Source organism: Halorubrum sp. Atlit-28R (genome assembly GCF_003665955.1).
GTDB classification, from domain to species: domain Archaea; phylum Halobacteriota; class Halobacteria; order Halobacteriales; family Haloferacaceae; genus Halorubrum; species Halorubrum tropicale.
The window spans coordinates 61,544-74,798 of sequence record NZ_QPLS01000014.1 but is presented as its reverse complement, the minus strand read 5'-3'; the positions used below and the strand labels follow the sequence as shown (position 1 = coordinate 74,798).

Below are 13,255 nucleotides of genomic sequence, written 5' to 3'. Positions count from 1 at the left end.
GCATGAGTTCAGGCGGTATCTGGATCGCACGTATACACGGTTGTTTCGAACCACGACCGACACAGGCGTCGCTCATAGAGCGTCTCGGTTCGACTCCGAGAGTCGGCATGAAGGCGGCCAGAGCGGTGGGGAAACACCCGTACCCATTCCGAACACGGAAGTTAAGCCCACCAGCGTATCGTGAAGTACTGGAGTGAGCGATCCTCTGGGAACCACGAGTCGCCGCCTGCCCACTCATACGGGAACATTCCCACCACAGCCCACGGACAGCGCGTCCGTGGGCTGTCTTCATATCTAACGAGCCGCAGGCCCGTGGCCGACCGCTAAACTTAAACGCTCGACAGCGGTACGTTCGGACGGCGCCAAGGTGGCAGAGTCCGGTCAGACGCAGCGGCCTGCAGAGCCGCCCAACGCCGGTTCAAATCCGGCCCTTGGCTTCCGTTTCTTCGCCTCCGTCGTGCCCGCAAACTGCCCCGCTTAGTAACCGTTAAACACCGGGTGACCCATGCGTCAACTATGCAACGACGCGCTGTGGCCGTGTTCGTCGCGCTCTTCCTCGGTGTCGCGGGCGTGGCGGGCGCGCTGACTGCGACGGCTGAGAGTCCCGAAATCGCCTTCGAGAACCCGGAGATTGACGCCTCGCAAAACGAGTCGATCGAGGTCGGCGGCCAGTCGTACGTGGTGGCCGACATCTCGGAAAGCGAGAACGACGCGGGACAGATGGTCATCTCGGGGACGCTCGAACGCGAGTTCACGACGCAGACCTCCGAAACCTGGGCGAACGGGTCGACGGTTTCGGTCGACGACCGCGAGTGGCGCGTCGAGATCGCCGGAGAGAACGCCACAGAGTTCACGCTCGTCGAGGTGCTCGACCGACAGGCGATCCTTGAGGCCGACGACGACGCCGAAAACGAGACGGTCACGCTCGACGACGGCGAGTACGTCGCGGTGACCGACGAGAGCGGCGAGCGGACGCTCGTGCCCGCCGACGAGTACTTCCCCGCGCCCGAGGAGCGGACGCACGCGTCGGGCGACACGCTCGAATACGACGGACAGACGGTTACGGTCGACGAGGTGACGGCCGGCGGCGCCGTCCTCGTGTGGGAGACCACCGAGACGGAGACGGTCGAGATCGCCCAGGAGTCGACGGTGACCATCGGCGACACCGACTACGCCGCGCACTTCCCCGACGCCTCGACGCTTCGGATGACGACCGACGTCGAGTCGTACCAGGCGCAGGTCACCGAGATAGAACGGTTCAACCAGTACAACAGCGGTCTCACGCGCGTCCTCGTTCTCTCCGTGCTCTCGTCGATCATGCTCGCCGGGATGGCCTTCATCCCGTCGCGGTACTGATCGACGCCGAACGGGCGATTTTCTTCGGCCGCGTTCTACCGACCGCATTTTCACCGACAACCACTACTCGGCGGGACCGCTACGGGGCCTATGACTTCGACAGCGGAGAAGGTACGACAGCTCGCGCCCCACTGGGCGGTGATGTTCATCGTCATGTTCGTCGCGCTGGCTGGCGTCGAGCGCCTCGCCGGCGAGGTCGGGCTCGCGGCGTCGCTGGTGATCGTCTTCGTCATCGCCGTCGCGTATCCCGTCGCGGTCCGGGCGCTCGGCGTCGCGCCGCCCGTCTGGCGGCGGTGACGGCGGGCCGCCGCGGTCGACGGTCCCGCCCCGCCGGGTGTGCGTCCGCCGACTGACGCCGCGGCGGTCGACGGATAACACTGGTGTCAGCCGGTCACCGTCCCGTCCCGTTCGTTTTTATACGGCTCGGCCGCCTTCCGATCGGTATGAGCGACGAGAACCCGGCGGCCGTCACGTCGGAACTCCCGGACGCACCGTTCCACACCAGCGGCACCGACCACATCACGGTCTGGGGGAGCAACCAGGAGGACACCCTCGCCTTCTACCGCGACCTGCTCGGGATGCCACTCGTGTTGCGGCAGCCGAACCTCGACGACCCCTCGCAGACGCACCTGTTCTTCGACACCGGCGACGGGCGGATCCTCACGGTGTTCGTGAGCGACGAGCGCGCGTCCGCGCGCGGCCAGCGCGTCAGCACGGGCGCCGTCCACCACCTGTGTTTCAGCGTCGAACCCGACGAGTACGAGGACATCATGGCGGCGCTCGAGGAGGCGGGCAAGGGGTACAACGTGTTCGACCGCGGCATCTTCCACTCGATTTACACGCAGGACAACAACGGGCTCGTCGTCGAGCTGTCGGCCGACAAGTACGAGATCCCGGCCGACCGGAAGGGCGAGGTGCTGGCGACCGCGCAGCGCCTCCGCGAGGAGGACGACGCCGACTTCGCGCAGGACCGTCACATAGAGGGGGCCCTGGAAGAGCTCGGCCTCCCGGTGAACAAGCACGACCTACCGGACGCCGACGCCGGCATGGGGGTCTGAGATGACCGGGCGCGACCCGGGTCCGCACGCGGGCGACGACCCGCACGGCGACGAGCCGCTGGTCACGGCCGGCGCGTCGCTCGACGACGCGGCCGCGGCGCTCGTGCTCGTCCACGGCCGCGGCGCGACCGCCCGCAGCGTCGTCGACTTGGGCGAGCGGCTGGCGGGGGACCGAGAGGTGGCGATTCTCGCGCCCGCGGCCGCCGGCAACACCTGGTACCCGAACTCCTTCCTCGCGCCGGTCGCCGACAACGAGCCCGGGCGGAGCTCCGGGCTGCGAGCGGTCGGCGCCGCGGCCGACCGCGCGGTCGACGCCGGGATCGCCCGCGACCGCGTCCTCGTCGGCGGCTTCTCGCAGGGCGCCTGCCTCGCGAGCGAGTTCGTCGCCCGCAACCCGACCCGCTACGGCGGGCTCGCCGTCTTCAGCGGCGGGCTGATCGGCGAGACGGTCGCGGTCGACGGCTACCTCGCGGCGGGCGACGACCCCCTCGCCGGCACCCCGACGTTCGTCGGGTGTAGCGACGTCGACCCGCACATCCCCGAGGAGCGGGTCCACGAGACGACCGACGTGCTGGAGGCGCTCGGCGCCGACGTCGACGAGCGGATCTACGAGGGGATGGGCCACGGGATCAACGACGACGAGGTCGCGGCGGTGTCGGAGCTGGTCGCGTCGCTGGCGTAGCTCGCCCCCGTTCGTCACGAAACGTCGCGACCGACGGCCGCAGCGCCGGCAGCGCCGCCGCGAACGGCCCGCCGACAGGTCCCGATCCGCGGGGGCTCGCGGCGGCTCTCCCGCTCACGCCAGCCAGTCGTCGGGCTTCGTGTCGTAGTCCGCCTCGTCGGCGGCGATCCGCGCCTCGATCGCGTCGTCGAGGTCGTGTTCGGTCACCTCGCCGCCGTCGTACTGGAAGCGGACGCCGACCTCGGTGCCCTCGGGCTCCTCGCCGCGCCGCTTGGCGCGTCGGACCTCGCCGTCGTCGTACTCGACGCGGATCGTCGCGAGGTTCACCGGGCGCCCCCACAGCTCGAAGACGCGCTTCAGCGTCGCCCTCGCGCGCTCCTCGTCGAGCGCGACGCCGTTGTACCGGTGCCCCAAGAGCAGTTCGCCCCGGTTCCGGAAGTTCCCGTCCAGCACGACGATCGTCGGCTTCCCGAAGTTGGTGAACCGGAGGAGCAGCTTCTTGCGCACGTCGTCGGCGTCGACGCTGGCGACGCGGTGCTCCCCGGCGGCCCGGCTGTACTCGTAGGTGAAGTAGTTCCCCTCGCGGACGAACTCGTCGGTGAGGAACGCGTCGATGAACGTCACGTCGTTGTGGCTCTCGCGCACCTCGAACATGCGCTCCCAGCCAGCCCCGCGGTCGACGTCGTCGATCGCGGCGGCCACCGTCTCGTACCGGTCGACGTCGAACAGGTACCGGGCCTGCTCTTCGAGCGCCTCCCGGGAGACGTTGCGGAGCGCACCCCGGTGTTCCGGCCGCGAGAGGACGTAGTGGCGCTCCGCGAGCCCCTCGCGCGTGAGCAGCTTCCACGGGTACCGCTCGACGTCGATCCCCTCGGGCCCGTCTCCGGCGGAGAGCGCCCGGTCGACCGCCTCGGCGTCGACCCGCGGGTCGCCGTCTGCGGCCATGTCGGCGAGTTCGTCAAGCGTCGCCGGGCCGGCGCCCGCGATCGCCGGGTGGGGTTCGAGCAGGTCGGCGACCTCGTCGAGGTCGATCCGGGAGTGGAAGTTCTCCGGCGTCACGCCCTTGACGCGGAGCAGCTTGTCGAGCACCTCGCGACGCGCGGCCCGCAGCTCGACGTGCGTCCACAGCTCGAACCCGAGCTTGTAGGGGTTGAGGCCGGGCGAGCCGAGCACGCGGGCCATGTGGTCGGCGTACGTCAGGAACTCGTCGGGCCCGGCGAACCCCTCGCCGCCCATCATCAGCGACTCCCAGTACGTCGCCCACCCCTCGTTCATCACCTTCGTCTGCTTCTGTCCGGCGAAGTAGTACGCCTCCTCGCGGATCGCGTCGATGACGGTCGTCTCCCACGGCTCCCGGTCGACCGCCTTCCCGCTCTCGGGGTCGTACCGCTTGCCGTGGTCGCGCAGGAACGCGAGCACGTCCGGGCGCGGCGCCTCCGGCTCGACTCCCTCCCCGCGCGCTTCGAGCCACTCGTCGTCGAACACGTCGCGCCGCACCTCCTCGGAGAGGTCGAGGTCGTCGATCCGCGCCTCGATCGCCGCGAGCGGGTCCTCGTCGCCGTCGCTCACGTCCGCGGCGATCCCCGGGTCCGCCACGGAGCGGGCGGCGTCGACCGGGCTGTGCTGGTCGATCGTGTCTTCCAGGGCGCTCACGGCGTCGATCAGCCGCTCGACCTCGTCGCGGTCGACGTCCGTCCGCCTCGCGATCGCCGCGATCCGGTCCGCGTTGCGCTCCAGCCGCGCCGCCGCGTTCGGGCCGTCGTCGCCGCGGTCGGCGTAGAGCCCGAACCACTCGTTGTTCGCGAAGAAGTCGGCGTGCGCCTCGACGTGGGTGATGACGGCCTTCTGGTCGGCCGCCGAGTTCGACTCCTGGAGGAAGGCGTGCGCCGGGTCGTCGTTGTTGACGATCTCGAACGCCTTCCCCAAGCCGTGGCGGTCCTTCTTCCGCTGGCGCTCGTAGTTCATCCCCCACCGCCAGTGCGGGTAGCGCCGCTGGAACCCGCCGTAAGCGATCAGCTCGTTCATCTGATCGTGGTCGACGATCCAGTACCGAACCGGGTACGGCTTCAAGCCGAGCCGCTCCGCCAGCTCGCGGGCCTCCCGGGCGGGCTCGTCGAGGGCCGCGGCCTCGCGTTTCGCCTCGACGCGGTCGTCCCTCATCGCCGGTCACCCCCGTCGGTCCGCCCGCGGGCGGCGGGCCCGCCGCGGCCCGCGCCGCCGTCGCTCGACGACTCGGTGCTGAGGATCTCGTAGATGGCGTCCGTCACGTCGTCCGGCTCCGAGACGCGCGCGACGGCCACGTCGTCGGCGTCGGCGAACGCGGCCTCGACCTCGTCGGCGTGGCGGGCGTTCGCGGCGCCGTCGCCGGGCTGGGTCTCGACGTACGCCTGGAGGTTGGCGTCGATCGACTCCATCGCCGGGATCACGTTCTCCGTCGTGTCGCTGCCGGCGTTCTCCGAGTCGCCCGCGGCGAACACGTACCGGTTCCACTCGCTGTACGGGTACTCTTCGAGGAGCTCCTCGACCAGGTCGTACGCGCTGGAGATGCGGGTGCCGCCGCCGGACTGGATCCCGAAGAACTCCTCGCGGTCGACCTCCCAGGCCTCCGCGTCGTGGACGACGTAGCGGAACTCCGCGGCGTCGTACTTCCCGGTCAGGTACCAGTCCATCGGGGTGAACACCCGCTCGACGAGCTCGCGTTTCGTCTCGCGCATCGAGCCGGACGCGTCGCGGACGTTGATCACGACGACGTTGCGCTCGCGCTTCTCGATCACCTCCGGGTGACGGAACCGCTCGTCCTCTCGGCGGAACGGGACGCTGTCGAGCCCCTCGCGCCGGATCCGCTGGGTGACCGGCTCGCGGTCGACCGCCTCGTCGAGCGCGTCGAAGCTCTCCCAGCGGTCGAGCGCCGCGACCGGCTCGCCCCGCTCCTCGGCGAGCGTCGCGGCCGCGTCGGCGATCCACGCCCGGGAGACGGGGATCCCCTCGCCGCGCGCCCACGCGAACACGTCGTCCACGTCGGCGCCGTCGACGAACAGTCCCTCGCGGACGTAGTCGCCGTCGAAGTCGGTCGCGAGGTGCCGCTTCAGCCCGCGCTTGAAGAACTCGTCGACGTCGAGGGTGCCGCGCGGCCCGGAGCGCGCGGTGTCGGTGAAGTCGCCCTCCACCTCCTCGACCACCCGCTTCCCCTTCGGTTCGAGGTCGAGCCCGAGCGCCTCGTCGAGCTCGCGGGCGAACTCCTCGGGGTCCATCTCGTAGTACTCGTGGTCGCCGCCCTCCTCGCCCGGGTCGCCCTCCTCGTCGCCGTCGCCCGGCTCGGGGTCGACCGGCTGGCCGGGCTGCGGCTGGCCGTCGCCGCCCTGCCCGACCCCGCCGGCGGAGCGCTGGTCGTACTCGAACGACGGGAGGTCGACCACCTTGATCGGGATCCGGATCCGGTCGGCGTCGGAGCCGCCGAGGTCGCCGTGGCCGATGAACTCCGCGAGGTCCTCCCGGCGCGTCTCGCCGACCTCGCGGAACCGCTCGCGGTCCTCCGTCAGTCCCACGGGTCGCCACCTCCGTTGGAGCCGGCGCCGCCGTCCGGTTCCTCGCCGTCGGCGTCCCCGCCGTCGACGTCGGGCCACTCGTCGCGCACGTCCGCCATCACGGCGCGGCTCGTCAGCTCCGCGGACGCGCGGCTGTACCCGCGCTCGCACAGGCGGTCGATCGTCTCGGCCTTCACCCGCTCGGTCTCGGTGTCGGCGGGCGGGTCGGGCCACGCTGCGGGGTCGAGGTCCGGGAACCGCCGCTTCACGTCCGCGAGGTCGTTTGCGTCGATCACCGCCTTCAGCTCGGGGACCTCCCCGAGGTCGACCTCGTCGACGCTGAACTCCTCGCCGCGGTTGCGCCACGCGTACCGCGTGAGCCCGCGGATCACCCGCTCGCGCCGGAAGCGCTCGACGTCGCGGCCGGGCTCGGTCCCGCGGTAATCGTCCTCGTCGAACCGCCCGAGCGTCTCCGTCTCGAACACCTTCATCGCGAGGGGGTCCGGCGCCGCGTCCTCGCGGTCGCGCGCCGTCGGGTCCGCCTCGTCCCACGCGTACACGTGCTCGACGTACTCCGCGACGGTCTCGGTCGGGACGGTCTCCTCGGCGAGCATCGCGTCGATCACGTCCTCGCGCTGCCGCTCGCGGATCCGCGCCGCGACCGGCCCGCGGCGCCCCTCGAACTCCGCGGCCTCGGCCCGCGAGAAGACGGGGGCGTCGGCGAGCCCGTCCGCCATCGCGTCGAGCACGTCCGTCGGGGTGACGACGCGCTCGACCGGCAGGTCGGGGTGGCTCCGGTCGGCGGTCGTCGCGAGCAGGTCGGCGACCGCGTCGCGGGCGTAGGTGACCGGGATCCCGTTCCGGCCGTCGCCCGCGGCGAGGTCGACGTCGTCGACGGTCACCGCGTCGTCGCCGCGCCGGACCTCGCCGGTCTCGTACAGCGTCGCGGTCTCGATCAGGTCGAGGTCGCCGGGGAGGTCGTCGCCGTCGAGGCGCGTGACGACCGCGTACAGCGCCGCGGCCCCGATCGCGTGCGGCGCGACCTCGCGCTCGACCGCCCTCCCGTCGGCCTCCCGGACCTCGATCGACAGCGGCGCCGCCCCCGGGTCCCGGGCCCCCTCGTCGGGAGCGCCCCCGCGGCCGACGCCGGACGGGTCGGCGGCGCCGCCGGTCGCCTCCTCGACCGCGGTCGCCCCGGCGATCTCGCGGCGGAGCAGCCGCGCCTCCAGCCGGCGGTTCGTGAGGTACCGGAACTCGTGTTTCGAGAGCCGGCGCTTCAGCGCCTTCAGCGGGTCGGCGTCGCCGCGTTCGGCGTGGCGGTCCAGCTCCGCGTCGAGGTCGGGGTTCGAGATGACGACGAGCTGGGTGTCCAAGTCCATCCCGATCCCCTTGTCGAGCTTCACGCGCCGCTCGTCGGGGACGTTGAGCAGCCGCCGGAGCAGGTCGGCGTGCTGGCTCGCGTCCTCGACGACGGTGGCGACGCCGTTCCCCTGCGAGAGGACGCCGTCGTAGCTGAACGCCTGCGGGTTCTTCCGCCCGCGGGAGTCGAGCTCGCGGAGCATGCCGCCCATCCACGAACCGACGAGCCGCTCTTTCGCCGTCCCGTCGTCCTCGGCGTGGAGGACGCCGATCCCGCGCCCCACGTCGACCACGTAACTGGTCACGCGGAGGTGGTCGCGGTCGGTGATCGCCGAGAAGAGGTCGCGGCGCCCGCGCTCGCGGTAGGCCGACTCCAGGTGGTCGTACGCCTCGCGGCTGAACGGGTCGAGCTCCACGTCGGCCGCGACGGGGTAGGCGTCGTCGTCGACCGCGTCGGCGATCGACTCCCGGACCGTCTCGGGGAACACCGACAGCGGGTGCGACTGGACCGGGCTGCGGTACCACTCCCCGGCGTCGCCGCCGTCGCCGTACGAGAGCGACGCGGCGCCGCCGCCGCCGACCCCGCCGGCGCCCGAGACGTTCCACTCGACGGTGTACCGCCGGCCGGCGTCCGTCTTCGAGAACGCGCGGAGCCCGTTGACCAGGCACCGCTTGAACTCCGACTTCCCCGTCGCGGTGGGGCCGTCGATCCAGACTATCGTCTCGTCGTTGCCCCGCCCGGTCGCGGCCGCGCGCAGGTCGTCGACGAACCCGTTGAGCGCGCGGGTGTTGCCGAGGACGGCGTGTTCGCCGTCGTTCGCCGGGTCGTCGAAGAACCGGTACCGGTCGAGCGTCTCGCCGCGCTCGCGGACCTCGCGGATCCCGTACGACTCGACGGCCGCGAGGACGTACCCCGCACCGGACGCGGCCGCGGTCGGGTGCTCCAACACGCGGTCGACGTAGGACGCGAGGTCCATCGGCGGGTCGTACGCTCCCCGGAGGGCCTCGTCGGCCGCGCTCCGGAACCGCTCGCCGCCGGATCTGGTGCGGTCGCTCATTTTCAGTCCCCGTCGTCCGCCATCTCCGAGCGCGCGACCGCCGCGCCCGCGTACTCCAGCACCTCCGCGGCGCCGTCCTCGGAGTAGCCCCGGTCGACCAAGGCGTCGACCCACGCGCTCCGGTCCTCGTCGTCGAGGTCGGTCGCGGACACCAGCGCCGAGAAGTTGATGTTGTGCTTCTTGTCCTCCCACAGCTTCCGTTCGAGGGCCCGGCGGAGCCGGTCGTTCTCCTGCGGGTCGAACCCGCGGCCCTCGCGGGCGCGTCGGGACACCCAGTTCGACACCTCCTGCCGGAAGTCGTCCTTCCGGTCGGAGGGGACATCGAGCTGCTCTTCGACGGCGCGCAGGAACGTCTCGTCCGGCTCCGTCTCCCGGCCCGTCAGCTCGTCGTCGACGGTGTCGTCGTCGATGTACGCCATCACGTGGTCCATGTACTTCTCGCCCTGCCGGCGGAGCTCGTCGACGTCGTACGCCAGCGCGTGGCGCACGTCCTCGATGGCGCGCTCGCGGTACTCCTCGCGGACCAGGTCGAGCAGGCGCTCGTAGCGGTCGAGGTCCTCGGCCGCGATCGACCCGTGGCCGCCGAGGTTCGCCTCGAAGTGGTCGAAGACGGACAGCGGCGACAGGTGGCTGCGGTCGCGGTGGGTGGCGTCCATGATCGCCTCGGCGATCTCGTCGCCGACGAACCGCGCGGAGATGCCGTCCATCCCCTCGCCGATGTCGGCGGACTCGGCGGCGTCCTCGCGGAGCTTCCGCCGGTCGATCTCCTCGTCTTCCAGTTCGCCGTTGTACGCCTTCGCCTTCTCGACGAGGGTCACCGTCTCGTCGGTCGGCTCCTCTAAGCGGGTGAGCACGCCGAAGAGCCCAGCCATCTCCAAGGCGTGCGGCTCGACGTTGACGTTGGGCACGTCGGCGTTGGCGAGCATCTTCTCGTAGATCTTCGCCTCGCTCTCGTACTCTAACACGTACGGGTAGTCGATCCGCTTGGTGCGGTCGTTGAACGCCTCCATCTTCTCGTCGCCGGTCTTCTCGCGGTACTCCGGCATGTTCGTCCGACCGACGATCACTTGGTCGATGTCGATCCGCGGGTTGTTCTTCGGCTTGATCGTCGACTCCTGCGAGGCGTGGAGGAAGTCGTAGAGGAACTCCCGCTGGAGCTTCAACAGCTCCTCGCCGGAGAAGAGCCCGCGGTTCGCGTTACAGAACGCGCCGGCGTAGTCGAACGCGCGCGGGTCGGACTCGCCGTAGACGGCGAGCTTCGCGTAGTTGACGTCGCCGGTGAGCTCGGTCTCGTCCTGGTTCTTCTTGTCCTTCGGCTCGAACGTCTCGATGGACTGCCGGCGGTTCTCGTCGGCGACGAGCCGGACGACCTCGACGTGCTCGTCGAGGACGCGCTGGAGGTCGTCGTCGTAGTGGGCGAGCAGCTCGTTCAGGTAGAACTCCGAGGCCGGGTCGGGGTGCTGCTCGTTCCGCAGCGTGTAGGGCGCGTCGAGCCGCTCGTTGAGGTCGTCGATCACCGCCTGGCGCTGCGGCTTCGGGAGGAGGACGAGCGGGTCCTGGCTCATCGGCGAGCGGACCACGTCGTCGTCCGGGTCCTGGTCGTCGATCACCGAACAGAGGTCGACCCAGCGGAAGGTGTACATCCGGCCGGCGTCCTCGCGGGTGTACGCCTCGAAGTAGCGGCGCACCAGCCAGTCGAAGTGCGACTTGCCGGAGCCGACCGGGCCCAAGAGGAGCTTGATCCGCTTCTCGGGGCCGAGCCCGCGGGCGCCGGACTTCACCTTGTTGACGAACTCGTGGATCGCCTCGTGGACCTCGCGGCCGTAGAAGACGTTCTCGCCGTCGTGGAGCGGGTCCTCGGCGGCGAGCGCGTACTCGACGACGCCGTGTTCCTCGTCGTAGTGCGTCCCGTAGTGGTCGAACATGTCCGCGACGCGCTGGTGTGCGTTCCGTGCGATCTCGGGGTCGTCGTACAGCGCGTCGAGGTACCAGTCGAACGAGCGCGCCGCTCTGAGGTCGTCGGGGACCTCCGTCCGGTACTCCTCGCTGAGCCGTTCGAGCGTGTGTCGGTCTGCCATCGTATCACGTTCGCTCGGACCGCGAGGCGGTGTCGCCGGCGTGCGACGCGACGGCCGGAGCAGCGGCTCTCCGTGCGCGTGTCGGCAACTCGTCGAGCCGCGAGCGGCGCGTCGTCGGAGTGCGCGTCGGTGCCGGTGGACGCCTCGCCCGTATCCGAGGCTATATATGTGGGAGGGATTGGCACGGATAAGTATGTCGCCAGTTGACACCCGCCGCGATCCGTTCGGGGCCCTCGCCCTCGTCGGATCCGGCCGGTTCGCCGACGGTCCGTCAGTCGGTCTTATCAGCGGCTCGTGAGATCGACGGCGGGGGCGCGTCGCGATCCCCCGCGAAGCCCTCGCGCGCGGTCCGGACGCGGCGGGGCGCGTCGCGGCCGCGGTCGCCGCTCGCGCGCGCCGGCCGAGAACCGGAACCATCGGCCCCGGAGGGCACCCTTTTGCGAGTCGCCGCCGCAGACCCGGTGTGACGTTCAGCATCTGCGCTCGCGAGCGGTACACCGACGAGGGCGGCGACGACCAGATCCGGTTCGGCGTGGCGGTGACCACCCGGCTGCCGGGCGTCGGCACGCTGTGCCCCTTCGCGTCGTCCGACGGCGCGGTGGCGACCCAGTCGCTCGTCAACGTCGAACTGGGGCGGAAGGGGGTCGAGTACCTCGGGGACGGGCTCGCCGTCGACGACGCCCTCCAGGCGCTCCTGAACGCCGACGAGGGGAGCGCCCAGCGCCAGCTCCACGGCGTCGACGCCGACGGGACGTTCGCGTTCTCCGGCGACGAGTGTAACGACTGGTACGGCCACCGCGAGGGCGAGAACTACACCGTCGCGGGCAACCTCCTGACGGGCGAGGACGTGATCGCGGACACCGCGGCCGCCTACGAGTCCGACGCGCACGGCGACGCGCCGCTCGCCGAGCGCCTGATCGACGCCCTCGCGGCGGGCCACGCCGCCGGCGGCGACAAGCGCGAGGACCTCGAGGTCCAGTCCGCGGCGCTGCTCGTGCGGAACACCGAGGAGGAGGCCGACGACCCCTACTACAACGACCTCCGGGTCGACGCGAGCGAGACGCCGGTCGCGGACCTCCGCGAGACGTACGAGACCGCCAAGCGCGGCTACGAGACCATCTTAGAGAAGTACGCCGAGGAGGAAGCGGCGGACGACGAGAGCGACGACGACGGGGGCGCGGCCGACGACGCGGCCGACGAGTAGCGGGCCCTCGCTACACCGACAGCCGCGCGAGGATCGGCAGGTGGTCGGAGGGGTACCGGCCGCGGTCGTCCCGGTCCGCGAGCGTCGCGAACGCCTCGACCGACACCGCGGGCGAGACGAGCGCGTGGTCGATCCGACGGCCGTCGATGAGGCGCGCGAAGTCGGTGAGGCTCGTCTCCGGCCCGTGTCGGAGGTCCGCCTCGGCCGCGGCGTCCCGGAGCGCGGGGGCGTCGCCCGACGGAGCGCCGTCTTCAACGCCGGACTCGTCGCCGAGGAGGATCCCGTGCGGGTCGGAGCCCGGCGTGCAGTTGAGGTCGCCGACGAGGACGAGCGGCGCCCTCGCGTCGGCGCCGTCCTCGTCCGCCGTCGCTATCGTCGGCAGCCGCTCGCGGAGCAGGCGCGCGGACTCGCGCCGCGCGCGGGCGCTCACGTGGTCGAAGTGCGTGTTGACGACGCGGAGCGCCGCGTCTCCGCCGACGGCGCGCACCCGGGCCCACGTCGCGATCCGCGGGTGCGAGGCGCCCCACCCGGTCGACGGCTCGTCGGGGGTCTCGGAGAGCCAGAACGTCCCGTCGTCGACGACCTCCCAGCCGTCGCCCCGCACCGCGACGGGGCACCCCTCACCCTCGCCGTCCGCCTCGCGCCCGCGGCCAACGAACTCGTACTCCGGGAGCCGCTCGCGCAGGTCGCGCCGCTGCTCGGGCAGCGGCTCCTGGAAGGCGGCGACGTCGGGCCGGTGAAACCGAACGAGCCGCCCCACCGCGTCCCGGCGGTCGTGCCAGGCGTCGTGGTGGTCGCCCCGGTTGGCGTAGCGGACGTTGTAGCTTAACACCCGGATCGCGGTCATTACCTCGGGTCTCGCGGGCGGGGCGATTAAAAGGCGGGGAGCGTCCCGCCCGGCGGGCGCCCCCACCAGCACAGGGCATTTATGGCCGC

10 protein-coding genes, 1 tRNA gene and 1 rRNA gene are annotated in these 13,255 nt (G+C 71.3%); 7 read left to right on the top strand and 5 right to left on the bottom strand.

Translation table 11 applies throughout. From position 1 onward, the window contains the following. The first annotated feature begins 109 nt into the window (after window positions 1-109). From rrf to DVK06_RS16070, 6 genes are all read left to right on the top strand, one after another. Window positions 110-231: ribosomal RNA gene (rrf, locus tag DVK06_RS16095) — 5S ribosomal RNA — on the top strand. 130 nt (window positions 232-361) lie between these two features. Then, window positions 362-437 (top strand) — tRNA-Cys (locus DVK06_RS16090). Between the two features lie 94 nt (window positions 438-531). Next, window positions 532-1,356 carry a hypothetical protein gene (locus DVK06_RS16085; protein WP_121601037.1) on the top strand — a complete coding sequence of 275 codons (825 nt, stop codon included), beginning with the start codon at window positions 532-534 and terminating at the stop codon, window positions 1,354-1,356. 90 nt (window positions 1,357-1,446) lie between these two features. Then, window positions 1,447-1,653, top strand: a complete 207-nt coding sequence (locus tag DVK06_RS16080; protein WP_053770242.1) for a hypothetical protein — start codon at window positions 1,447-1,449, stop codon at window positions 1,651-1,653. Between the two features lie 146 nt (window positions 1,654-1,799). After that, window positions 1,800-2,414: a VOC family protein gene (locus DVK06_RS16075; protein ID WP_121601035.1), complete on the top strand. Its 615-nt coding sequence runs from the start codon at window positions 1,800-1,802 to the stop codon at window positions 2,412-2,414. A gap of 1 nt (window position 2,415) precedes the next feature. Next, window positions 2,416-3,096, top strand: coding sequence for an alpha/beta hydrolase (locus tag DVK06_RS16070; RefSeq protein WP_121601034.1), 681 nt, complete (start codon window positions 2,416-2,418; stop codon window positions 3,094-3,096). A 114-nt stretch (window positions 3,097-3,210) separates the two neighbouring features. Here DVK06_RS16070 and DVK06_RS16065 read toward each other — a convergent pair whose 3' ends face one another. The 4 genes from DVK06_RS16065 to DVK06_RS16050 are packed head-to-tail and all read right to left on the bottom strand — an operon-like array spanning window position 3,211 to window position 11,115. Then, on the bottom strand, window positions 3,211-5,256 hold the full coding sequence (locus DVK06_RS16065; protein WP_121601033.1) for a SpoVR family protein: 2,046 nt from the start codon (window positions 5,254-5,256) through the stop codon (window positions 3,211-3,213). Next, complete coding sequence (locus DVK06_RS16060; protein ID WP_053770238.1) at window positions 5,253-6,641, bottom strand: DUF444 family protein; 1,389 nt, start codon at window positions 6,639-6,641, stop codon at window positions 5,253-5,255. Before DVK06_RS16060 ends, DVK06_RS16065 begins: the two co-directional genes overlap by 4 nt. Next, a complete protein-coding gene (locus DVK06_RS16055; protein ID WP_121601032.1) occupies window positions 6,632-9,037 on the bottom strand; it encodes a kinase anchor protein in 2,406 nt (801 codons plus the stop codon). The genes DVK06_RS16060 and DVK06_RS16055 overlap by 10 nt, the downstream gene beginning before the upstream one ends. 2 nt (window positions 9,038-9,039) lie before the next feature. Beyond that, window positions 9,040-11,115, bottom strand: a complete 2,076-nt coding sequence (locus tag DVK06_RS16050) for a PrkA family serine protein kinase (protein ID WP_121601031.1) — start codon at window positions 11,113-11,115, stop codon at window positions 9,040-9,042. Between the two features lie 463 nt (window positions 11,116-11,578). Between DVK06_RS16050 and DVK06_RS16045 the strand changes: the two genes are divergently transcribed. Then, window positions 11,579-12,319 (top strand): DUF1028 domain-containing protein, encoded by a 741-nt coding sequence (locus DVK06_RS16045; protein ID WP_053770235.1) that lies wholly within the window; start codon window positions 11,579-11,581, stop codon window positions 12,317-12,319. 10 nt (window positions 12,320-12,329) lie between these two features. Here the strand turns inward: DVK06_RS16045 and DVK06_RS16040 are convergent, their stop codons facing one another. Then, window positions 12,330-13,166 (bottom strand): endonuclease/exonuclease/phosphatase family protein, encoded by an 837-nt coding sequence (locus DVK06_RS16040; RefSeq protein WP_121601030.1) that lies wholly within the window; start codon window positions 13,164-13,166, stop codon window positions 12,330-12,332. Between the last annotated feature and the right edge of the window lie 89 nt (window positions 13,167-13,255).

Bases quoted from the DNA above. Each gene is read 5' to 3' on its own strand.
- DVK06_RS16080 (WP_053770242.1), top strand. From the start codon at position 1,447: ATGACTTCGACAGCGGAGAAGGTACGACAGCTCGCGCCCCACTGGGCG.
- DVK06_RS16065 (WP_121601033.1), bottom strand. From the start codon at position 5,256: ATGAGGGACGACCGCGTCGAGGCGAAACGCGAGGCCGCGGCCCTCGAC.
- DVK06_RS16070 (WP_121601034.1), top strand. From the start codon at position 2,416: ATGACCGGGCGCGACCCGGGTCCGCACGCGGGCGACGACCCGCACGGC.
- DVK06_RS16040 (WP_121601030.1), bottom strand. From the start codon at position 13,166: ATGACCGCGATCCGGGTGTTAAGCTACAACGTCCGCTACGCCAACCGG.
- DVK06_RS16050 (WP_121601031.1), bottom strand. From the start codon at position 11,115: ATGGCAGACCGACACACGCTCGAACGGCTCAGCGAGGAGTACCGGACG.
- DVK06_RS16075 (WP_121601035.1), top strand. From the start codon at position 1,800: ATGAGCGACGAGAACCCGGCGGCCGTCACGTCGGAACTCCCGGACGCA.
- DVK06_RS16055 (WP_121601032.1), bottom strand. From the start codon at position 9,037: ATGAGCGACCGCACCAGATCCGGCGGCGAGCGGTTCCGGAGCGCGGCC.